Source organism: Guyparkeria hydrothermalis (genome assembly GCF_023555375.1).
Classification (GTDB): Bacteria; Pseudomonadota; Gammaproteobacteria; order Halothiobacillales; family Halothiobacillaceae; genus Guyparkeria; species Guyparkeria hydrothermalis.
In genome coordinates, this window is record NZ_JAJSEE010000004.1 from 180,507 (window position 1) to 200,900 (window position 20,394).

A 20,394-nucleotide genomic window follows, 5' to 3' on the forward strand; every position below is an offset into this window, starting at 1 on the left:
GTCCGCCCCACCTGACGACCCCGCCCCTCGGGGCAGTATGACGTCAACAATCTTTCGCGATTAGGGAGACAATCCGTGTCCAAAGTCCTGGTGGTAACCTCCGGCAAGGGCGGCGTTGGTAAAACGACGACCAGTGCCGCGATTTCGAGCGGCCTGGCCATGGCCGGCAAGAAGACCGTGGTGATCGACTTCGACGTCGGCCTGCGCAACCTCGACCTGATCATGGGCGTCGAGCGCCGCGTGGTCTACGACATCGTCAACGTCATCCAGGGCGAGGCAGGCCTCAACCAGGCACTGATCCGCCACAAGGAGGTCGACAACCTCTACGTCCTGCCCGCCTCGCAGACCAAGGACAAGGACGCCCTGACCGAGGAAGGCGTCGGCAAGGTCCTCGACGACCTGCGCGCCGAGGGCTTCGACTACATCGTCTGCGACTCGCCCGCCGGCATCGAGCGCGGTGCGCAGCTGGCGATGTACTACGCCGACGAGGCCATCGTGGTCTCCAACCCCGAGATCTCCTCGGTGCGCGATTCCGACCGCATGCTGGGCATCCTGGCCAGCAAGTCGCGCCGGGCGAAGGATGGCGAGACGGCGATCAAGGAACACCTGTTGATCACCCGCTACGCCCCGGACCGCGTCGGCACCGGCGAGATGCTCTCGGTCGAGGACATGCTCGAGATCCTGGCCGTGCCGCTGCTGGGCGTAATCCCGGAATCCAACGCCGTACTGCAGGCCTCCAACGCCGGTCGCCCGGTGATTCTCGACGAGAACACCGACGCCGGCCAGGCCTACCAGGACGCCGTCGCCCGTCTGCTGGGCGAGGAACGCCCGATGCGATTCATCGAGACCGAGAAGAAGGGCTTTCTCGGTCGCCTGTTCGGTCGGAGTTAAGCCATGGGATTGCTGGATATCTTTCGTAACCGTTCCCAGGATCCGTCGGCCAAGATGGCCAAGGAGCGTCTGCAGATCCTGATCGCCCACGAGCGCGCCCAGGGTCAGAACCGGGCACCGCACTACCTGCCCGAGATGCAGAAGGAGATCCTCGAGGTGATCCGCAAGTACGTTCACGTCGAGGACGATGCGGTGAAATTCGAGGTCGAGCACAACGAGCAGTTCGAACTGTTCGAGCTCAATATCACCCTGCCGGAAAAGGGCGAGGCCGGCGATCGCCCGGACTGACCGTCCTGATTGATCGTTGCGGCTGACCGGACTCGACGCGGTCCGGGCCCACTGCTTCACCCCCGATTAACGGGGGTGTTTGTCGTTATGGGCCGGTAAAAAACATCTGTTGGCGCGGATGGGCAAGGATCGCTACCGTAACGGGCTCTCTCAGACCACAAGCCAAGCCCCTGTCGCCAATGGAAATCGCAACCGTTATCGAGGCCCTCTTCTCGCCGCTATGGACGCCGGTGCTGGTCGGGGCACTGATCGCCCTGCTCGCCTTCGCGCAACGCTGGCTGGCCGACCAGCCGCTCTCCTGCTCGACCGGCTTTGCCAACCTCGCCTCCTTTCTCCGCCCCGGCGTCAAACGCGACCGGGAGGCCGACTGGCGCATCGTGTTCCTGCTCGGGATCGTGCTCGGCGGCCTGCTTGCCGCGCTGACCGACGGCGCGCCCGGCTGGCAGGGCACGGCCGCGGAATTCGGCGTGTTCTACACCGCGCTGGTGCCGGAATCGAGCCTGGGTTCGGCCCTCTGGTGGCTGATCGGCGGACTGTTGATTGGCCTGGGCGCGCGACTGGCCGGGGGCTGCACCTCGGGCCACACGATTGCCGGCGTGGCGATGGGCGCACCGGCCAGCCTGGTCGCCTCGGCGGTGTTCTTCGCCGTCGCCGTGGGCAGCGCCCAGCTGGCCGCCTGGATGCTGGGGGTCTGAGCCGTGCTGAGTCGACGCAACCTGCTTTTCCTTGCCTTCGGTATCGGCTTTGGCTTTCTCCTGAGCCGCGCCGGGGCGACCAGCCCGGCGATCATCAGCGATCTGTTGCTGTTCGAGGACCTGCGCCTGCTGTGGGTGATCGCCACGGCGGTCGCCCTGGGCGGGGTGCTGACCTGGATGGCCGCGCGCTGGGGTTGGCGGGCGCGCAACACCGGGGAGCCGATCACGATCCAGCACAAGCCGTTCAAGCGCGGGCTGATCGTGGGCGCGGTGCTGTTCGGTCTGGGCTGGGCCGGAACCGGGGTCTGCCCGGGCACGGCACTGGCGATGATCGGCGAGGGCAAGGGGTTCGCCCTGTGGGTCGGGGCCGGCATCGTGCTGGGCGCCGGTGCCGGCAGCGCGATCAACCGCCGCCTCGAGCGAGGCTGAACGTCACGCCCAGTCGGATAGAGTTAGTCCGCGAGATACTGCTGCGCGTACCAGCCGTTCTGCTTTTTCAGCATCATCGGGAACAGGTCGTCGAAGCCCTCGGGCAGCGAGTCGCGGATCACCGGCTCGTCGGCCAGTCGTTCGCCCCAGCGCATCACCGTCGGGATCGCGTTCCAGTCGAGCAGGGATTCCGGCAGGGCGAACAGGCGCTGGAACAGCGGCGCGAACGAGGTGTCCACCAGCGACAGCGTCTTGCCGGCAAAGAACGGGGCCGGCGGCTGCTTGGCCAGGTGCTTTTCCAGGTGCCCGAACAGCTTGGCCAGCTCGGCGCGCTTGGCGGCACTGGCGGATTCCTCCGCGGCAGTGATCGCGCCGAACATCGCCATGATGCCCGCCGAGCCCAGCTCGATCCACGCCCGCTGCTGGGCGCGCTCGAGGGTATTGGCGGAGAGCATCCGCTCGCCGAAGGATTCGTCGAGGAATTCGTTGATCACCGCCGACTCGAACAGCACCTCGCCGTCGACCTTCAGCACCGGCACCTTGCCCAGTGGAGAGACCTCGTCGAACCAGGCCGGCGGGTCGTTGAGCTGGATGAAGGTGGTATCGAACGGCACGCCCTTGTGCTTGAGGGTGATCACCGAGCGCTGGACGAAGGGACAGAGCTTGAAGCTGATCAGTTCGAGTTGCATGATGCCTCCACATCGAAAAAACCGCGGACGACACGCGCACGTCGTCCGAAACAGACCCGAATCGTAGCCTACCGGCCGACGCTATTGCCGCAGTTACCGTGAAAAAATCCGCCAAGACAGGTCAATCCGCGTCCGCATCGACCGCCCAGGACAGCCAACGGCTCGATACCTGGCTGTGGGCCGCCCGTTTCTTCAAGACCCGCCAGCTCGCCTCGGCGGCGATCGACGGCGGCAAGATCGAGCTCAACGGCCAGACCGTGACCAAGCGCGGCAAATCGGTGAAGCCCGGCGACCGGCTCACCATCGGCAAGGCGGGCATGCGGTTCGTCGTGGATGTCGAGGCACTCAATCCCAAACGCGGACCGGCCAGCGAGGCGGCGCTGCTCTACCGGGAGACACCGGAGAGCATCGAGAAGCGCCGGCTGGTCGCCGAGCAGCAGCGTGCCGAACGCGAACTCAACCCACACCACAAGCCAGCCAAACAGGCGCGTGCCCTGCTGCGCGCCTTGCGCGGCAAGTCATTCTGAACCGAACGCCCCCGCGCAAGCCCTCCGGCGAACCGCCGACTCGATGCCTATACTCCCGTACCCGAATCCACCGCACGAGGAGACTGCATGCGAGTCAGCGAGGCGATTGCAACCCGACGCGCCATCAAGCAATTCGACCCGGAACACCAATTATCCGAGGCCGACCAGGACCGGCTGATCGAACTGGCGATGCAGTCGCCCACCGCGTTCAACCTGCAGCACTGGCGGTTTGTCGTGGTCCGGGATCCTGCCCGTCGCCAGGCGATCCGGGAGGTGGCCTGGGATCAGGCCCAGGTGACCGACGCCTCGATGCTGGTGATCCTCACGGGCCGTCGTGACGTCTGGCAAAACGAGGCCGAACGCGTCTGGCGGGATGCCCCGGCCGAGGTGCGCGAAATGATGGCCGGGGCGATCGATGCCTATTACCGTGACAAGCCGCAGGTCGAGCGCGACGAGGTCATGCGCAGCTGCGGCATCGCCGGACAGAGCCTGATGCTGGCCGCCCGGGAAATGGGGCTCGATTCCTGCCCCATGGACGGCTTCGATTTCGAGGCCGTCGGTCGCCTGATCAACCTGCCCGACGATCACCTGATCTCGTTCATGGTCGCGATCGGCAAGAAGGCCAACGATGTCTGGCCGCGTCCGGGTCAGCTTTCGATTGACGAGGTGCGCCGGGTCGACGGATTCTGAACTTGTCGACACGGAGCGCCTCAAAGGGGCCGGCAACCGAAACTGCCAGTTGAATTTCCGAGTCCGACACTCATTCGCCGGCACCGACCGGCACGACATGGAGAGCAAACGATGAACGCACGCAATGCACTGATCGCGCTGATGATGGCACTGGGTCTGACCGTGGCCGGCTGCGCCGAAGAGCAAGGCCCGGCCGAGGAGGCCGGCGAGCAGATCGACCAGACCATGGAAGAGGCTGGTGACGAGATCGAGGAGGCCACCGACGAGATGGGTGGCAAGGCCGAAGAGGCCGGCGACAAGATGGAAGAAGAAACCGACTACTGATTCCCGCCGTCTCGCGGACCCGATCAGCCCCGGCAAAGCCGGGGCTTTTTCGTTGTTGGCCCGTGCATCACACCCTCACGCCGACCTGCCCTTTTGGCCACTGTTCGGCGCGGGTGCAACTCGCTACACTGGCCGGCGCCCTGTTTCTTAGCAGGCTAAGGAATACATCTCAGCCACCCCAACGAATACCGGATCGTCATGGCCATCACGATTGCGACCTTCATCTACCTGCTCTCGATCCCGCTCTGGCTGCTGGTCTGGTACAGCGCCACCGGCTTCAAGCTGATGCGTCACAACCCGCTGTTGATGATCCCGTTCTTTCTGAGCCTGGCGTACCTGGCCGGCAACGCCATCCTGCTCGAGGTCTTCACCGAGACCAGCGGGGCGACCTACGAGGAATCGCGCATCAAGGCGATCACCGACCGGGCGATGATCGCCGCGCAGGCCATGGCCAGCGTGCTGATCGTCGCCACCATCGTCTACGGCCTGTCGATCAAGCGGGTGCCCCTGCACTTCATCCGCTTCATGGTCTACTCGTTCATCGCCTTGCTCGGCGTGATGGCACCCATCCTGTGGATCCCCGCCGAGCAGGCCGGCCTGTTCTTCGTCCTGCGGCATTTCCAGGCCACGGCGCTGAACTTCGGCCTGTTCCTCTGCGTTGCCGGGATCATCATGCTGCTGCGCGACCTGATCACGCATGGCGATGCCCAGATCAGCCTCACCCCGGTCGACCCGATGATGCGTTGCCACGAGGAAAACCAGGGGCCCGCTCGACGTGCCGGTGCGGCATCACGGGAATCGGGGCCGGCGACCGACCGCTGAGCTCCCCCTCCCCTGGCGTCAGTCGGCAAGCGCCTGGCCGATCACGTCGCGGTAGTTGCGGATGCGCCGCACGTAGTGCACCGACTCGTAGCCGCGGGCGTAACCGTACTTGGTCTGCGGGTAGTAGCGCTTGTCGGCCTTGAGCGGCAGCACCTCGCGCATGTCGGCCCAGGAGTCCGGGTCGCGCCCCAGCTCGCGGGCGAGCCGGCGGGCGTCGAGCACATGGGCCCGACCGAGGTTGTAGCTCGCCAGCGCCAGGTAGGTGCGATCGGGTTCGGGGATGTCCTCGGGCAGGCGGGCTCGTCGGTCGGCCAGGTAGCGGGCCCCGCCAAGGATGGACTGGCGCGGATCGAGTCGATCGTCCACGCCCAGCGACTCGGCCGTCGGCCGGGTGAGCATCATGATCCCGCGCACCCCGGTCGGCGAGGTTGCCTGCGGGTCCCAGTGCGACTCCTGGTAGGCCATCGCGGCAAGCAGGTCGACGGCCAGCCCCGTTTCCTCCGAGGCCTGGCGAAACTCGTCGAGGTAGCGCGGCAATCGCTCGTCGAGCCGACGGTTGAGCGCCCGGAGGTCGACGAAATCGAACTCGCCGATGTGGGCGTAATAGCGTTCGCGCATGGCGGCCACCGCCGCTTCGCCGAGTTCGCCCTGTCGCCAGTGACGCGTGGTTTCCGCCAGCTCCGGCCGAGAACCGGCGGCGTACCAGCCGACCGACTCGGCCTCATCGAGGTTCATCGCGACCTCCAGGTGCGGCCAGTAACGGCGCACGAGACGAACGATCGATGAGTCGGCGACCGTGCATTCCACCTCCTGGGTTGCCACCTGGGTGAGGAGCACCTCGCTGCTGCGCGAGTCATCGGCGACGAACGCGAGCCCCGGCACCGTCCGCGCCAGTGACTCGAGCCGGGCGACGTAGCTCGACTCGTCGGTGACCTGCAGGTCCACCCCGGCCAGTGCCTCGGGCGTGTCGGGCAACGGTCGGTCGTCACGATGGCAGACCACCTGCTGGACCACCTCGCCGTGCACCAGGCCCGGCTCGAAATGCTCGTTGCGGGACGGCAGGTGCGTCAGCCCCGCCGCCGCCAGGTGGACCTGCCCGGTCTCCAGCGCATCGAGCACCCCCGCGGTCGACTCGAACTCCCGCCACTCCACCGTCCAGCCACGGCTGTTGGCAAAGGCCGTGACCAGGTCGTGTTCCGGACCGGTCGCCGCCCCGTCACGCCCCTGGTAACGGGCCGTCGGGCCGTTGCGCGTGGCCACGACCAGATGCTCGGTGTCGAAGGGCGAGGCCAGGGCGCCGGGCGCGCCACGATCGCCGCATCCGGACAGCAACAGGGCCGCGACGGAAAGGAATAGCAGGAAGGCTCGCATGCAGAGGGATTCCTCATCGGGGTCGTGTGTCGTGGGTTCGAACCCGCGACCAGCGTACCGCACCGGGCGCATCGACTCGTCTGCGGCCGCCCCCGACGCTTACACTTCGAGGCATGACGCACGAGAAAAACACCAGGGACGGCGAACCACCCCAACCGGTGGGCCTCCCCGCGCCCCGACCACCCGTGCTCCAGCGCGAGCTCGGCCCGATACTGCTGACGCTCTACGGGCTGGGCACCATCCTCGGGGCCGGGATCTACGTGGTAATCGGCGAAGTCGCCGGCGCGGCCGGCCTGCTCACGCCGTTCGCCTTCGTCCTCGCCGCGCTGGTCGCCTCGCTCACCGCGTTGTCATTCAGCGAACTCACCGCGCGCATCCCGGAGGCCGGCGGGCCGATCGACTACGCCCGCCAGGCATTTGGTCGCCGCGGGCTGTGCATCGCGATCGGCTGGGGGCTGGTGGCCACGGGCGTCGTCTCGGGGGCGACCATCCTGACGGGCTTCGAGCGCTACGCGTCGTTGTTCATCGACCTGCCGCGCGCCGGGACACTGATCCTCGTCACCCTGGCACTGGGCGGGATCGCCATCGCGGGCATGCGCGAGAGCGCCTGGTTCATGGCCGCGACCACCCTGCTCGGCATGGGCGGGCTGGCCTACGTGGTCTGGGTGGCCGCCCCGGCGATGGGGGATGCGCCGCTGCGGCTGGCCGAATCGCTGGGCGGGCTCGAGTTCGGCATGGTCACCGGGTTGTTCCTGGGCGCCTTCCTCGCCTTCTACTCGTTCATCGGCTTCGAGGACATGTCGAACCTCGCCGAGGAGGTCCGTGACGTCAAGCGCACCATGCCGCGCGCGATCGTCGCCGCCGTGATTATCTCGCTCACCGTCTACGCGCTGGTGGCCATCGCGGCGACCAGCGTGCTCGCCCCGGCGGACCTGGCCGGCGCCCACGCCCCGCTGGTGGCGGTGGTCGAGGCCATGGGGCATCCGGGCGTGCCGCTGGGCCTGATCAGCCTGTTCATCATCGTCAACGGCGCGCTGGGCCAGATCATCATGGCCACGCGCCTGTTGATGGACATGGGCCGCGACCGCGCCGGCGCTCCGATGATCCTCGGGCGCGTGCACCCACGCACCCACACCCCGGTGATCGCGACCCTGGCCGTGACCGCCACCACCCTCGTGCTGGCGCTGTTCCTGCCGCTGGCCACGCTCGCGAACCTCACCAGCGCGATCATGCTGGCCGTTTTCGTGACCGTGAACGCCTCGCTGATCGTGCTCAAGCGCCGTGGCCAACCCGAGGACGTGCCCGACGTGCCACGCTGGATCCCGTGGCTGGGCGTGATCCTGAGCACCGCGGCGCTGCTCGCGCAGGCCGTCCTGCTGGCGATCGGTTGATGACCTGCCAGGGAGTCACCGTGACGGGGCGACGGATGGGCCGGCTGCTCACGGTGATGCTATGCGCCACTCTGCTCACCGCCTGCGCGAACACGACGCGCTTCGAGGCCGGCCCCATCACGGCCTTCGGCGGCGAAATCGAGGCAACCGACGCCGAGCGCTTCTACCTGCTGCGCATCGACACCCGCGAGCTGCCCGCCGACGAGCTGCCCGCGCTCGCCCTGCCCCTGCCAGGGGCCGAACGCCCCGTGACACTCGAGGCGCTGACGCCCGCCGAGGTAGCACGCTACCTGCCGCGCTTTGAGCCACCACCGCAATGGCCGGAGACCTGGAAGGCGCGTGCCCGCGCCTACCCGAGCTTCGAGGGCGATGGCTACTTCATCGGTTTTGGCGATATCGGGCTCGAATCGGTCAGCCTGTGCTCGCACTGCGCCGGACAACGTCAATCACCGTCGCTGTGCACGGCGGATGGCCGTGTCTGCCACCGGTTCCCGCTGACCCGCGACCAGCTCGTGGCGTTGGTCGGGCCACCCGGTCGGGAATACAAGGTGATCGAGGTGAGGTACTGAGCCGCCGGACGCGACCGGCCATGACGTTACGAGCCGGCCAGTGCCAGGCCATGAAAGTGGATCACCCGCTCGAGTTCGACGTCACCGAGCACCAGCTCGTGCTCGTCGCGCAGCCGGGCCAGGGCCTCGGCCCGCGTGGTCGGTGCCGGGTCCATGTCACGCAGGAACTGGCCGACGTCCTCGACCACCGCCCAGGGGTAGAGGATCCAGTGCCATTCCCGAATCGACTCGGCCACGAAGTCCGCCCGGCAGGCCGTCACCGCCTTCTCGTGCAGCACCGCCGTGCGCACCGTTGCCGGATCGAGATCGGCAAGGTAGTCGTGCAACGCCCGCAAGGTTTCGCCGCTGTCGTTGACGTCGTCGACCACCAGGACCCGCTCGCCCTCAATGGGACCACCCAGCGGCACGGTCACGAGCGCCTCGGCCCCGGCGTGCGCACCGGCGGCGTAGTGCTGCACCTTGACGCTCATCAACCGCGAGACGCCCAGGAAGTCGCAGACAAAGCGCGCCGGCATGAAGCCGCCGCGGGCCACGGCGATCACGGTATCCGGCTGATAGCCGCTCTCGCGCAGCATCCGGGCCAGGCGATCGGCGCCCGCGACCACCTCGTCGAGCGAGATGGCGCGCACGGGCAGCGATTCACGTCGAGTCATCGTTTTCCTCCCTAGGGCAACTCTGCTTCCTGCGGGCCAGTCGCCAGTCGATGACCAGCCGTCGAACCGATCAGGCCTTCTTGACGAACTCGGACTTCAATTTCATCGGGCCGAACCCCTCGATCTTGCAGTCGATGTCGTGGTCACCCTCGACGATACGGATGTTCTTGACCTTGGTGCCCACCTTGACCACCCCGGAGCCGCCCTTGAGCTTGAGGTCCTTGATCACGGTCACCGTGTCGCCATCAGCCAGCGGGTTGCCGTGCGCATCGCGCGCCGCCGGCTCCTCCGCGGAGTCCGATTCTGCCGCGCCCGACCATTCGTGGCCACACTCCGGGCAGACGAACAGCGTGCCGTCGTGGTAGGTGAAGGTCGAGCCGCACTCGGGGCAAGGGGGCATGTCACTCATGTCTGACTCCAACGCGCAAAAGACCGACAGGATACCCTGCCTCCCCCGCTTGGGCGCGCCGCCCCGGATGCACGACCGGAAGTCACGGCATCAAGTCCACGCCGACATAGCGAGCCACGAAGGTAAACAACCAGAACGACATGACCGTGATTGCGGCGCTTGCCAGCATGGTGGGCCAGAACCCGATCCGGCCCAGCAGGAAGGGAAAGGTCAGGAACATCGGCAGCGTCGGCACCACGTACCAGAAGGTGTACCAGGCGTGGTTGCTCACCTTCTCCGGCGAACCGGTCTCTATATGAAGCCAGATCAGCGCGAGGATCGTGACCAGCGGCAACGCGGCGATCAACGCCCCGAGCTTATCGCTGCGCTTGGCCACCTCGGACACCAGCACCACTACCCCGGCTGTCGTCAGGTACTTGAAAATCAACCAGGCCACGAGACCTCCTGTGGTTTCTGCACCCCACCCGCCCCAATGACGGGTAGGCGTGGGCCGATAATGCCATGTCGGTCACCATCCCGCTTTAGACGTCCCCACTCCACTCGACCCAGTGGAGGCATGCAGATCGGCGCAGCCAGACCGGACAGCACCCAACCGAAACCAGGGGCCTCTGGCATTATTGTGGCCAGCCGGGTCATGCCTTACAGTCTCCGTGGTTCCGACTGGCCAGATTGGCCGAACTCGACAGCTTCTGGACTGCCCTTGATCCATCGACTGCGACAACGCATTGCCCAAGCCCGGCTTCTCGTCGGGCTGCTGTGCGTGGCCGTCATGCTGCAAGGGCTCGTGTTCGGCACCTGGCATATCCACGCCTCTGGCGACCATGCCAATCACGCCACGCCGGCGCATATGGACCAAGCCGCCGCCCATCAGGCCGCCCACGCCGACGCGGTGGAAATCGAGTCGTTTGCCCTGCTGAAGTTCTTCGGCAGTGGCCTTGGCCTGTTGGTCCTGGTGGCATTGCTGATCGTCCTGCCGCGCACTCAAGCCATCCGCCCACCACTGGCCACCTCCGCGCCTGGCTCATCGCTTCTCAGGCTGCGCCCACCGGAACGCGCCCCTCCCCTCGCCTGACAACTCCGCACCCTGATCGCACCACGCCAACCGTCGAGTGAATCGGCGCGTGGTTATCCGCCCCCGTTGCGGGCATTGATCCAGAGGAGTTCGTCATGCCGTTGACGCCTCACCCGAGGTGGGTCCGCCCTACCCATCGCCCCTTGCTCGTGGGCAGCCTGTTCTTGCTGCTCCCGATGACGCTGCCGGCCGCCGACTGGACGCTCGAGCGCAGTGTCGAACGCGTTCTGAGCATCGCACCCGAGCTCGACGCCGCCCGCGCCGAGCGCAATCGCCGTGCCGGCCTGGCCGACGAGGCCGGTCGCTGGCCCAACCCCGAACTGGAGTTGGCCTTTAGTGACGAGCTCGGCCTCCAGGACGGCTCGGGCGGCTGGTCGGTGAAGGAGTACGCGATCCGCCAGGCCCTGCCGATCGACGGACGCATCGGTCATCGCGCTGACGCCGCCGACAAGCGCATCGCGGCGGCAGAAGCCGAGCAGCGCCAGCGCGCACTGACCATGGAGCATCGTGCCGCGCTGGCCTTTCATCGTCTGCAGTGGGCCGAGGCGCGCGTCGAGCAAGCGCGGGAACAGCAGGAATGGACCCAACGGTTCGCGACCATCGGTGACCGGCGAGCACGGGCCGGAGACCTGTCCGAACGCGAACACCTGCGATTGAACCTGCTCAATGCCGAGGCCCGGGCCGAACTCGACGAGGCACAGCAGGAGCGCAAGGCCGCGCTGGCCAATTACCGTGGGTTGCTTGGCATCGATACGCAGGCTTCCGTATCCGTTCCCGACCTACGACGGCCGCCCACCCCGCCGACACTGGCCATCCTCCGCCAGCAGCTCGATCGTCATCCCCTGCTTCAGTCGGCCGCCGAGGAAGTGGCCGCCGCACAAGCCGAGGTGAAACAGGCCCGGGCCGAACGACTGCCGGACTTGGCCGTCCGCGTGGCTCGCGAACGTGCCTACATCAACGGCCGAGACGAAACCACCAACCACATCGGCCTCTCGGTCGAGTTGCCCCTATGGTCGCAGGGACGTGGCCGCGTCGATGCCACACAAAGCCGGGCCATCCGAGAGGATGCCGAGCGCCAGGTGACCGAGCGTGACCTCGGCATTCGCCTGGAACGCACCCATGCACGCCTCACCGGCGCACTCGAGCATATCGACGAACACCGCACGGCCGTACTGGTGCCGGCCGATCAGGTCCTCGAGCAGACCCGCCGGGGATTCGAGCAGGGCGAGCTGAGCCTGACCGAACTGATCGATGCCGCCCAGGCCAACATCCGCGGCTCGCGGCGGTATATCGACCTGCTGCTTGAGGCGCGCGAGCACGAATCCGATCTGCGTCTGGCCGCCGGCCAGATGCTCACGACCGAGCACCCGGAGCAAGACCGATGAACCCGACTACCCTTCCCCGCCGGCGCCTGTGGCTCGCGCTGGCGGCTGCATTGAGCCTGCCGCTGTCCGGCTGTCTGGATGACCACGGCCACGCACACGATGAAAACGGTGAACACATCGACGCAAGCGCCGCCGACGCCACCCACGACGAGCCGCCGATGCGCGCGGTCACCACCTGGTCCCGTGAGCTGGAGCTGTTCATGGAGTTCCCCGCGCCGACCGCGGGCATGCCGGGCAAGTACATCACGCATCTCACGCATCTCGATGATTTCTCTCCGGTCATGTCCGGCCCGCTGCGTTACCGCTTCGAACGCGATGACGGTCACGTCGAAGAACACGTGGCCGAAACGATCGCCCGCGACGGCATCTTCCTGCCCGAGATCCGCGTCGAGAAACCGGGCCACTACCAGCTCGACCTGATCCTCGGCACGGGCGACGATGCGCTGAAAATCGGCGTCGGGCATGTCACCGTCACGGCCCCGGGCGAAGCGCGTGCCACTGACGACGATCATGGTCACGACCATGGTGACGAGGGTCACGAAGACCATCATGGCGACGAGGCCGGCGATATCGCGTTCCTCAAGGAACAGCAGTGGCGCATGGACTTCGCTGTCCAGCAGGCCTTCCAAGACTTCATCAGCGAGCGCCTGTCGGTGCCCGCACGCATCGAGCCGCGACCGGGCCAGAGCGCCGAGGCCGCCGCACCGGCCGGCGGTCGGCTGGTGCCGCCCGAAAGCGGCGAGTGGAAACGCCCCGGTGACCGCGTCGAGGCCGGGGACGTGCTGGCGCGCGTCCTGCCGCTCAGTGGCGCCGAGGACGTCAGCCTGCTCGATCTCGACCTGACCGAAGCCCGCGAGCGCGTCTCGCTGGCCCGCGCCGAGCGCGATCGCGTGCAACGCCTCTTCGATGACGGGGTCGTTTCGGAAAAACGGCTCGAAAAGGCGCAGTCCGAGTACCGCATCGCGCAGCAGGCACTGGAACGGGCGTCTACCCGCCTCGGCCAACTCGAGGGCGAGCGTGATCAGTCGACGTCCGCCGTCGCCCTCCGCGCCCCGATCGGCGGGGTGATCACCGCCAGCCCGCGCGCCGCCGGCGAGGTGGTCGCCGCCAACGAGCCCGTGTTCTCCCTGCTCGACGACAGCCGCGTCTGGCTCAGGGCCATGGCCTACCCCGGCGACATGGCGCGCATCGAGCGACCCGGCAACCTGCTGGCACGCCAGGCCGGTGGCCAGTGGCAGAGACTTCCCGGCGCGGAACTCGCCTACGTCGGCACCCGCACCGAGGAAAACGGCACAGTCCCGCTGGTCTTCGACGTGCCCAACCCCGATGGCCGCCTGATCCCGGGTACGGCCTGGTCGGCCGCCTTCTCGACCGGCTCTGGGCAGATGGCCATCGTGGTGCCAAGGGCCGCGATTCTCGACGACGACGGCATCGCGGTGGTGATCGTCCAGCACGGCGGCGAGCGCTTCGAGCGCCGCCAGGTCGAGACCGGCATCCGCAGCGGCGACCGCGTGGCGATCACCGCCGGTCTGCAAGCCGGCGAGCGCGTGGTCACGCAAGGCGCCTACACCGTCCTGCTCGCCTCGCGCGGGGAACAGGAAATCGGCCACGGCCACGCCCACTAAGGAGGCAATCCCATGCTGGACCGACTGATTGACTGGTCGCTGCAGAACCGCCTGCTGGTGGTGGCCGCCTCCGCCCTGCTGCTGGTGCTGGGCGTGGTGACGGCACGCGACGCACCCGTGGACGTGTTCCCCGATCTGACCGCCCCCACGGTGACGGTGATGACCGAGGCGCCAGGCCTGGCCACCGAGGAGGTGGAGCAACAGGTCAGCTACCCCATCGAGATGGCGATGAACGGGGCGCAGGACGTGCGCCGCTTGCGTTCGCAGTCCGTGCCGGGTTTTTCCATCGTCTGGGTGGAATTCGAATGGGGCACGGACATCCTCGAATCGCGCCAGATCGTCACCGAGCGCCTCGACCAGGCGAGAGACGACCTGCCGCGAGCCGCCGGCGTGTCGCAGCTCGGCCCGATCACCTCGATCATGGGCGAGATCGAGTTCCTCGGCGTCAAGCCCACCGGCGAGTCGAGCCTGATGCTCGCCCGCGAGGTCGCCGACTGGACGCTGGCCCCGCGACTGCTCTCCATTCCCGGGGTGGCCAACGTCACCGCGCTGGGCGGCGACATCCGCGAGTACCAGGTACTGGTCTCGCCCGATCGTCTCCAGGAGATGCAAATCGGGCTCGACCAGGTCCGTGACGCGGCCTCCCGGGCGAACCGCAACGCCGGGGGCGGCTGGATCAGCGAGGGAGGCCAGGACTACGTGCTGCGCTACCTCGGCCGCACGACCGATCCGAACGATATCGCCGAGGCGGTGATCACGGTGCGCGACGACGCGCCCGTGCGCATCCGCCACGTCGCCGAGGTGGTCGAGGGTCCCGGCATCCCGATCGGCGATGCCGGCATCAACGGCGACCCCGGCGTGATCCTGGCCGTCTCCAAGCAGCCCGGTGCCGACACGCTCGAGCTCGACCAGCGCATCCAGGCGGCACTGGACGAGGTGCGCCCGGGGCTGCCGGCCGGCATCGAGGTCGTGCCGGGGCTGTTCCGCCAGGCCGACTTCATCAACCGGGCGGTCGACAACGTCGCCGTGGCCCTGCGTGACGGGGCGATCTTCGTCGTGGTGGTGCTGTTCGCCTTCCTGTTCAGCTTCCGTACCACCCTGATCTCGGTGCTGGCGATCCCGCTGTCGCTGGTGGTCGCGCTGATCGGGCTCACGTGGATGGGCATCGGCATCAACACCATGACCCTCGGCGGCATGACCATCGCCATCGGCGCGCTGGTGGACGATGCGATCATCTTCGTCGAGAACATCTATCGCCGGCTGCGCGAGAATCGTCACGCCGACCAGCCCGCCCCGGCCGCGCGCGTGGTGTATCGCGCCTGCGCGGAGGTGCGCCAGTCGGTGGTGTTCTCCACCGCGATCATCATGCTGGTGTTCGCCCCGCTGTTCTTTCTTGACGGCGTCGAGGGCCGGCTGCTCGAACCCCTGGGCCTGGCCTACCTGATCGCCATCGCCGCCTCCCTGCTGGTCGCGCTGACCCTGACCCCGGTGCTCAGCCTGGGGCTTCTGACCAGCGATCGCGCGATGGGCGAGGAACGCGACCCGCCGCTCATCCGCTTTGCCAAGGGGCTGTATCGTCCGGTCCTGAACGCCAGCCTGCGCTTCGCCCCGCTGGTGCTGGGCCTCTCGGTGGTCGCGGTGATCGTCACCCTGCTGGTGATCGGGCAATTCGGTCGCTCGTTCCTGCCGGAATTCAACGAGGGCAGTCTCACGATCAAGCTGACCGCACCGCCGGGCACCTCGCTGGAAACCTCCGCGGGCATCGGCAGGCAGGTCGAGGAGATCCTGCTGGGCTTTGATGAGGTCGAGAGCGTCGCGCGCAAGACCGGCCGCGCGGCCCTGGACGCCCACACCCAGGGCCCGAATGCCTCCGAGCTGGAGGTGGTGCTGGGCGAGCTGCCGCAGGGCAAGGCGGCCTTCCTGGCCGATCTCCGCGAGGCGCTTGGCTCGGTGAGCGGGGTGAACATCAATATCGGTCAGCCGCTCTCGCATCGCATCGATCACATGCTCTCGGGGACGCGGGCGGCTATCGCCGTGAAGATCTTCGGTCCGTCGCTGGGCGGGCTCCGAGACCTGGGTAATCAGCTGGAAACCACCATGAAGGAGGTCGACGGCCTGGTCGACGTGGCCATGGAACCCCTGCAGGCCGTGCCGGAATTGCGCCTGCGCGCCGATCGGGACGCCATCGCCCGGTACGGGATGACGGTGGCCGAGGTGGCCGACCTGGTGGAAACCGCCTACCGGGGACGGGTGGTCTCCGAGGTCTTCGAGGGCAATCGCCGCTTCGATCTGGTGGTGCGCTTCCCCGACGAGGCGCGGGACGACCGCTTCGCCGTGGGCGACACCCTGATCCAGACGCCCATCGGCGATCGGGTGCCGTTGCGCGCCCTGGCCACGCCGTCGTTCGAACAGGGGCCGGGCACCATCCTGCGCGAGGACACCGAACGGCGGCTCGTGGTCAGCGCCAACGTCGCCGGTCGGGACCTGCGCGGGGCCGTCGAGGCCATCCAGGCGCGCGTCGCCGAGCGCATGAGCCTTCCCGAGGGCTACCGGATCGAGTACGGCGGCCAGTTCGAGGCCGAGGCCGAGGCAACGCGCACCATCGGCTGGGTCTCGCTCGCGGTGCTCGCCGGCATCCTGCTGTTGCTGCAGATGGCGTTCCGCTCGCTGCGACTGGCCCTGCTGGTGATGGTCAACATCCCACTGGCCCTGGTCGGGGGCGTGACCGCGGTCTGGGCGATGGGCGGCGTGATCACGGTGGCGGCCCTGGTGGGCTTTATCACCCTGTTCGGCATCGCGATCCGCAACGGCATCCTGCTGATCAGCCGCTTCCAGGCCCTGGCGCGGGACGGCATGGACGTGGACGAGGCCGTGGTGACCGGTTCGATGGAACGACTCGCCCCGATCCTGATGACCGCCCTGACCGCGGGCCTCGCCCTGATCCCGCTCGCAATGGGGCTGGGGGAGCCGGGCACCGAGATCCAGGCGCCGATGGCCGTGGTGATCCTCGGCGGGCTGGCCACCTCGACCCTGCTCAACATGGTGGTACTGCCCGCGCTCTACCGGCTCGTGGCTAGCCGCGCCAACGCGGGCTGATCCAGCGGCCTGCCTCGGATTGACGGCGTCCCTTGTGCCGCCGGGGGTGATCCGGTGCGTTGCCACCCCCGGCACCGTCATGGTCCCTTCATGGAACCACGGCACACTTCCGGCCCCAATCGAGCCGGGTCAGAAGCCGGCCTGACGAGATTCCGGACAGCCGACGCCCATGCAAAACGAGCCCCCCTGCCAGCACTGTCACGACATCGCCGAGTCGGCCTGCCGAAAGATCGATGCCTTGACGCACGAGGCCAACGAGCTGCGCCGCCTCTTCCGCGAGCAGGACCTGACGACGCTGTTCCAGCCGGTGGTGGCCTGCGACAGTGGCCGGGTCGTGGGCTGGGAAGCCTTGCTACGTGGCCCGGAAGGCCCGTTGCATCGGCCACTGGACCTCTTTCATGCAGCCGAGCGACACGGGTGTCTAGTCGAGCTGGACGTCTTGTCGCATCGGCTGGCCATCCGCCGTTTCGCCAAGTCGGTCCCCGGCCCGGACAGCCGGCTGTTTCTCAATGTGATGATCGAGTCGGTCCAGTCAGGTGCCCACCTCAAAAGCCTGACCGGCAAGTGCGTGGAACGGCTCGGACTCGAGAGTCGTCGCATCGTGATGGAAATCAGCGAACTGCACCCGACCACGGATACCGACTCCCTTGCCCGTGCGGTCACCCACTTTCAGCGCGAGGGTTTCCAGGTCGCACTGGACGACGTGGGCGCCGGTTACAACGGCTTGCGCGTGTGGGCCGAGACCCGTCCGGACCTGATCAAGGTTGACCGGTACTTCGTCGACGGCATTCACGCCTCCGACGAGAAACGCCGTTTTCTCGAGACCATCGTGCGCCTGGCCCACTCGCTGGGCAGCCAGGTCGTCGGTGAAGGACTGGAGCACCCGGCCGACCTGGAGGTGCTCAACACCCTCAACGTGGAGATGGCCCAGGGCTACCTCTACGCCCACCCAGCGATCGAACCGCCCCTCATCGAGCGGGCGTCCACGCGGGAGGACAGCTTCGCTCGACAGGGCGGACCGACCGGCCAGACCGCCCGCAGCCTGGCCGCACCCCACGAGGCCCTGCTTCCGACCCGCCCGGTCGCCGACGTGGCCGACCTGTTCCTGCGCGTGCCGGAGATCGATTTCTACCCCGTGGTGGACGCCACCGGCCAGGTGCTCGGGATGGTATGGCGCCGCGAGTTCATGAACCGCCTGCTCTATCGCTTCGGCTACGACCTGTACCAGCGCAAGCCGATCAAACGGCTGATGGATCGCCATCCCGTCGTCGTGGACGTGCGTACGCCTCTCGAGACCGTCTCCCGACTGGTGACCGACTCCGAGTACGGTCACCGCAAGGAAGCGGTCATCGTGGTCGACAATGGCCGTTACGCGGGGGTGGGTTCGTTCACGAAGCTATTGCGCCTGATCACCGACATCAAGGTGCAGAGCGCGCACTACGCCAATCCGTTGTCGGGGTTGCCCGGCAATATCCCGATCCGCGCCGAACTCCAACGACTGATCGATGAGCGACGCGACTTCACGGCGCTCTATGTCGATCTCGATCACTTCAAGCCATACAACGACCATTACAGCTACGAAGATGGCGACAAGATCATCCGGCATGTCAGCCATCTTCTGCAGCGCGTCAGTGGCGGGGACTTCGTCGGCCACATCGGCGGGGACGATTTTGTCCTCGTCACCCACCTGTCCTCGCGCGGCGAGGCGATCGCGGCCAAGCTGGTGGCGGAATTTGCCTCGAGCATCGGCCGCTTCTACCGGGCGGCCGACCGAGCGGCCGGGGGCATCGAGGGGCGGGACCGGCAGGGCAATCGACGACTGTTTCCGTTGATGACGCTGTCCATCGGGGCCGTGCGCGTGCCGGCGGAGAGCATCACGCATCAACAGCATCTGTCGTCGTTGATGACGCAGGCAAAGAAGGCGGCCAAGGCGGCCGGCGGAAACACCTGGCGAACCCTGGAGGCGGGTGTCGCCACCGCCCGCCCCCAAGCTGACGACAGCGAGTCGGAAATCAGCGTCGTGAACGCGACTTGAGGGCCAGGGCGGCCTGGTTGCGCAGGGTGCGCAGGCTGTTGAGGTTGCCTTCGGTGAAGGCCGCGGCCGGGCCTTCGAGATAGAACAGCCCGAACGGGGCCCGGTTGACGTGCAACGGGTAGACCATCGCCACGTCGCCGTTCGCCCGGAACTGCCAGTCAAAGATGTCGTCGCTGGGCATCCGCGGGCGGTGGATGCTGCGATCCTCGCCCGACTGGAACACCTGCGCCAATCGGCTGGTCTCCGAAAGCGGCACGGTCATGCGCGGCTTGAACTCGGCGAACGAGGCGCCCTGGCCCAAGCGGGGCACCAGCTTCCAGGCCTTCCGTTCGAGCATGTAGAGCACGGCCAGGTCCAGGCCCAGTCCCGCGTGCATGGCCTCGAGCATGCGCGCGAAGATCTGACCGAGCGGTTCTTCCTCGGTCAACGCCTGGGTGGTCTGCTCGATGCAGGCAATCAGGCGCTCCGAGCGCTCCTCGGGTTGCGGGGCACTCGTAATGCTCTCCTCCACCGGCATCGGGGTGTCGTGGTCGGCCTCCATGCGCTGCAGGAAGGCCGGGCGTTCCGCCGAAGACAGGAGCTCCTCGTACTCGAGCATGTGGTCCCGGGCCGCGGCGCTCGCCTCTTCGAAGACGGACGTCTCCACCTCGCAGCGGTGGGCAAGGTCCAGGGTGTCGCGCCGGATCGCCTCGACCGATTCGCCACGCGCGATCACCTCGGCCGACGCCCGTGCCAGTTGCGCCAGTCGCAGCGCGCGTGCCTCCGGGGTCAGTCGGGTGATCTTGCCCGAGGCCCGCGCCGTGGTCAGGAACCGCCGCGCCGATTCCGGCAGGCCCCACTGGCGACAGACGTCACGCGCCAGGGCGACCGGCAGCACGCCGACCACCTTCTGGATCGCCGTGTCTTCGTCGAGCCCGTCCTCGCGGCGGGCCCGCTCGATCTCGGCCAAGTGCTCGGGGGCGTGACGGTAGACCAGCAACGCGCCGAAATCCTGGAACAGCGCGCAGAGGAACATCTCCTCGGTGGACAGACCGCCCAGCTCGCGGGCCAGCCCCTGGGCGAGGAAGGCCTGGTAGATCGCCTGCATGAAGCGGCTTTGCAGCAGTCGGCTATGCGCCTTGCTGTCGATCTGCTCGAACAGCGACAGCGCCAGCGCGGCGAGTCGCACTTCCTCGAAGCCCAGCACCGTCACCGCGCGGGTGACCGTGTTGATCTGTCCGCCCAGGTGGCGGTAATGCGCGGCATTGGCCAGGCGCAGGATGCGGTGGGTCAGCGCGGGGTCGCGCAGGATCAATGCGGAGAGATCGTTGGCCGAGGCCAGTTCGTCATCGGTGAGGCGATAGGCTTCCTGCACCGTGCGCGCGAACGCCGGAAAGTCCGGATTCTGCGCAATCCGTTTGATCAAGGTGGGGCGGAAGCTCTGTTTCACGTCT

General features: G+C 67.4%; 21 protein-coding genes. 15 read left to right on the plus strand and 6 right to left on the minus strand.

The genetic code is table 11. The features are described 5' to 3' along the window. Positions 1 to 75 precede the first annotated feature (75 nt). The 4 genes from minD (at position 76) to LV475_RS07155 (ending at position 2,303) form a co-directional block, all read left to right on the plus strand. Positions 76 to 891, plus strand: a complete 816-nt coding sequence (gene minD, locus LV475_RS07140) for a septum site-determining protein MinD (protein ID WP_136866042.1) — start codon at positions 76 to 78, stop codon at positions 889 to 891. A gap of 3 nt (positions 892 to 894) precedes the next feature. After that, positions 895 to 1,179 (plus strand): cell division topological specificity factor MinE, encoded by a 285-nt coding sequence (gene minE / locus LV475_RS07145; RefSeq protein ID WP_156573569.1) that lies wholly within the window; start codon positions 895 to 897, stop codon positions 1,177 to 1,179. A gap of 128 nt (positions 1,180 to 1,307) precedes the next feature. After that, positions 1,308 to 1,874, plus strand: coding sequence for a YeeE/YedE family protein (locus LV475_RS07150; RefSeq protein ID WP_269321153.1), 567 nt, complete (start codon positions 1,308 to 1,310; stop codon positions 1,872 to 1,874). Between the two features lie 3 nt (positions 1,875 to 1,877). Further along, positions 1,878 to 2,303 carry a DUF6691 family protein gene (locus LV475_RS07155; RefSeq protein WP_136866039.1) on the plus strand — a complete coding sequence of 142 codons (426 nt, stop codon included), beginning with the start codon at positions 1,878 to 1,880 and terminating at the stop codon, positions 2,301 to 2,303. Positions 2,304 to 2,326: 23 nt separating this feature from the next. On the opposite strand, the gene LV475_RS07160 is transcribed toward LV475_RS07155, so the two are convergent. Then, positions 2,327 to 2,992, minus strand: a complete 666-nt coding sequence (locus LV475_RS07160) for a glutathione S-transferase family protein (RefSeq protein ID WP_156573567.1) — start codon at positions 2,990 to 2,992, stop codon at positions 2,327 to 2,329. 98 nt (positions 2,993 to 3,090) lie between these two features. Between LV475_RS07160 and LV475_RS07165 the strand changes: the two genes are divergently transcribed. The 4 genes from LV475_RS07165 (at position 3,091) to LV475_RS07180 (ending at position 5,355) form a co-directional block, all read left to right on the plus strand. Further along, positions 3,091 to 3,519 carry an RNA-binding S4 domain-containing protein gene (locus LV475_RS07165; protein ID WP_250106049.1) on the plus strand — a complete coding sequence of 143 codons (429 nt, stop codon included), beginning with the start codon at positions 3,091 to 3,093 and terminating at the stop codon, positions 3,517 to 3,519. Positions 3,520 to 3,606: 87 nt separating this feature from the next. Beyond that, positions 3,607 to 4,209, plus strand: coding sequence for a nitroreductase family protein (locus tag LV475_RS07170; RefSeq protein WP_250106050.1), 603 nt, complete (start codon positions 3,607 to 3,609; stop codon positions 4,207 to 4,209). A 111-nt stretch (positions 4,210 to 4,320) separates the two neighbouring features. Further along, the gene (locus LV475_RS07175; RefSeq protein ID WP_156573565.1) at positions 4,321 to 4,533 is read left to right on the plus strand and encodes a hypothetical protein; all 213 of its coding nucleotides are present in this window, start codon (positions 4,321 to 4,323) and stop codon (positions 4,531 to 4,533) included. Between the two features lie 198 nt (positions 4,534 to 4,731). After that, entirely contained in the window at positions 4,732 to 5,355 is a 624-nt protein-coding gene (locus tag LV475_RS07180; RefSeq protein WP_231505817.1) for a hypothetical protein, read from the plus strand. Between the two features lie 18 nt (positions 5,356 to 5,373). On the opposite strand, the gene mltF is transcribed toward LV475_RS07180, so the two are convergent. Next, positions 5,374 to 6,726: a membrane-bound lytic murein transglycosylase MltF gene (mltF, locus tag LV475_RS07185; RefSeq protein ID WP_250106051.1), complete on the minus strand. Its 1,353-nt coding sequence runs from the start codon at positions 6,724 to 6,726 to the stop codon at positions 5,374 to 5,376. A 185-nt stretch (positions 6,727 to 6,911) separates the two neighbouring features. Here mltF and LV475_RS07190 point away from each other — a divergent pair, with 185 nt between their 5' ends. Beyond that, positions 6,912 to 8,117, plus strand: a complete 1,206-nt coding sequence (locus LV475_RS07190) for an APC family permease (protein WP_250106052.1) — start codon at positions 6,912 to 6,914, stop codon at positions 8,115 to 8,117. Then, positions 8,117 to 8,686: a hypothetical protein gene (locus tag LV475_RS07195; RefSeq protein WP_250106053.1), complete on the plus strand. Its 570-nt coding sequence runs from the start codon at positions 8,117 to 8,119 to the stop codon at positions 8,684 to 8,686. Before LV475_RS07190 ends, LV475_RS07195 begins: the two co-directional genes overlap by 1 nt. A 26-nt stretch (positions 8,687 to 8,712) precedes the next feature. Here the strand turns inward: LV475_RS07195 and LV475_RS07200 are convergent, their stop codons facing one another. The 3 genes from LV475_RS07200 to LV475_RS07210 all read right to left on the minus strand — a co-directional run bounded on the left by LV475_RS07200 (position 8,713) and on the right by LV475_RS07210 (position 10,184). Beyond that, complete coding sequence (locus LV475_RS07200; RefSeq protein WP_250106054.1) at positions 8,713 to 9,339, minus strand: phosphoribosyltransferase; 627 nt, start codon at positions 9,337 to 9,339, stop codon at positions 8,713 to 8,715. A 70-nt stretch (positions 9,340 to 9,409) separates the two neighbouring features. Further along, positions 9,410 to 9,748, minus strand: a complete 339-nt coding sequence (locus LV475_RS07205; RefSeq protein WP_250106055.1) for a zinc ribbon domain-containing protein YjdM — start codon at positions 9,746 to 9,748, stop codon at positions 9,410 to 9,412. Between the two features lie 82 nt (positions 9,749 to 9,830). Further along, the gene (locus tag LV475_RS07210; protein WP_250106056.1) at positions 9,831 to 10,184 is read right to left on the minus strand and encodes a DUF3147 family protein; all 354 of its coding nucleotides are present in this window, start codon (positions 10,182 to 10,184) and stop codon (positions 9,831 to 9,833) included. Between the two features lie 264 nt (positions 10,185 to 10,448). Between LV475_RS07210 and LV475_RS07215 the strand changes: the two genes are divergently transcribed. The 5 genes from LV475_RS07215 (at position 10,449) to LV475_RS07235 (ending at position 18,961) form a co-directional block, all read left to right on the plus strand. Beyond that, entirely contained in the window at positions 10,449 to 10,820 is a 372-nt protein-coding gene (locus LV475_RS07215) for a hypothetical protein (protein ID WP_250106057.1), read from the plus strand. 95 nt (positions 10,821 to 10,915) lie between these two features. Beyond that, on the plus strand, positions 10,916 to 12,205 hold the full coding sequence (locus LV475_RS07220; protein WP_250106058.1) for a TolC family protein: 1,290 nt from the start codon (positions 10,916 to 10,918) through the stop codon (positions 12,203 to 12,205). Then, entirely contained in the window at positions 12,202 to 13,830 is a 1,629-nt protein-coding gene (locus tag LV475_RS07225) for an efflux RND transporter periplasmic adaptor subunit (RefSeq protein WP_250106059.1), read from the plus strand. The genes LV475_RS07220 and LV475_RS07225 overlap by 4 nt, the downstream gene beginning before the upstream one ends. A 12-nt stretch (positions 13,831 to 13,842) precedes the next feature. Beyond that, entirely contained in the window at positions 13,843 to 16,926 is a 3,084-nt protein-coding gene (locus LV475_RS07230) for an efflux RND transporter permease subunit (RefSeq protein ID WP_250106060.1), read from the plus strand. Positions 16,927 to 17,095: 169 nt separating this feature from the next. After that, positions 17,096 to 18,961 carry a bifunctional diguanylate cyclase/phosphodiesterase gene (locus LV475_RS07235; RefSeq protein ID WP_250106061.1) on the plus strand — a complete coding sequence of 622 codons (1,866 nt, stop codon included), beginning with the start codon at positions 17,096 to 17,098 and terminating at the stop codon, positions 18,959 to 18,961. Here the strand turns inward: LV475_RS07235 and LV475_RS07240 are convergent. Beyond that, positions 18,939 to 20,390 carry an HDOD domain-containing protein gene (locus LV475_RS07240; protein WP_250106062.1) on the minus strand — a complete coding sequence of 484 codons (1,452 nt, stop codon included), beginning with the start codon at positions 20,388 to 20,390 and terminating at the stop codon, positions 18,939 to 18,941. The two genes, LV475_RS07235 and LV475_RS07240, sit on opposite strands and share 23 nt — an antisense overlap. Positions 20,391 to 20,394 lie beyond the last annotated feature (4 nt).

Bases quoted from the DNA above. Each gene is read 5' to 3' on its own strand.
- LV475_RS07160 (WP_156573567.1), bottom strand. From the start codon at position 2,992: ATGCAACTCGAACTGATCAGCTTCAAGCTCTGTCCCTTCGTCCAGCGC.
- LV475_RS07175 (WP_156573565.1), top strand. From the start codon at position 4,321: ATGAACGCACGCAATGCACTGATCGCGCTGATGATGGCACTGGGTCTG.
- LV475_RS07195 (WP_250106053.1), top strand. From the start codon at position 8,117: ATGACCTGCCAGGGAGTCACCGTGACGGGGCGACGGATGGGCCGGCTG.
- LV475_RS07235 (WP_250106061.1), top strand. From the start codon at position 17,096: ATGCAAAACGAGCCCCCCTGCCAGCACTGTCACGACATCGCCGAGTCG.
- LV475_RS07180 (WP_231505817.1), top strand. From the start codon at position 4,732: ATGGCCATCACGATTGCGACCTTCATCTACCTGCTCTCGATCCCGCTC.
- LV475_RS07200 (WP_250106054.1), bottom strand. From the start codon at position 9,339: ATGACTCGACGTGAATCGCTGCCCGTGCGCGCCATCTCGCTCGACGAG.
- LV475_RS07170 (WP_250106050.1), top strand. From the start codon at position 3,607: ATGCGAGTCAGCGAGGCGATTGCAACCCGACGCGCCATCAAGCAATTC.
- LV475_RS07225 (WP_250106059.1), top strand. From the start codon at position 12,202: ATGAACCCGACTACCCTTCCCCGCCGGCGCCTGTGGCTCGCGCTGGCG.
- mltF (WP_250106051.1), bottom strand. From the start codon at position 6,726: ATGCGAGCCTTCCTGCTATTCCTTTCCGTCGCGGCCCTGTTGCTGTCC.
- LV475_RS07230 (WP_250106060.1), top strand. From the start codon at position 13,843: ATGCTGGACCGACTGATTGACTGGTCGCTGCAGAACCGCCTGCTGGTG.
- LV475_RS07205 (WP_250106055.1), bottom strand. From the start codon at position 9,748: ATGAGTGACATGCCCCCTTGCCCCGAGTGCGGCTCGACCTTCACCTAC.
- minE (WP_156573569.1), top strand. From the start codon at position 895: ATGGGATTGCTGGATATCTTTCGTAACCGTTCCCAGGATCCGTCGGCC.
- LV475_RS07220 (WP_250106058.1), top strand. From the start codon at position 10,916: ATGCCGTTGACGCCTCACCCGAGGTGGGTCCGCCCTACCCATCGCCCC.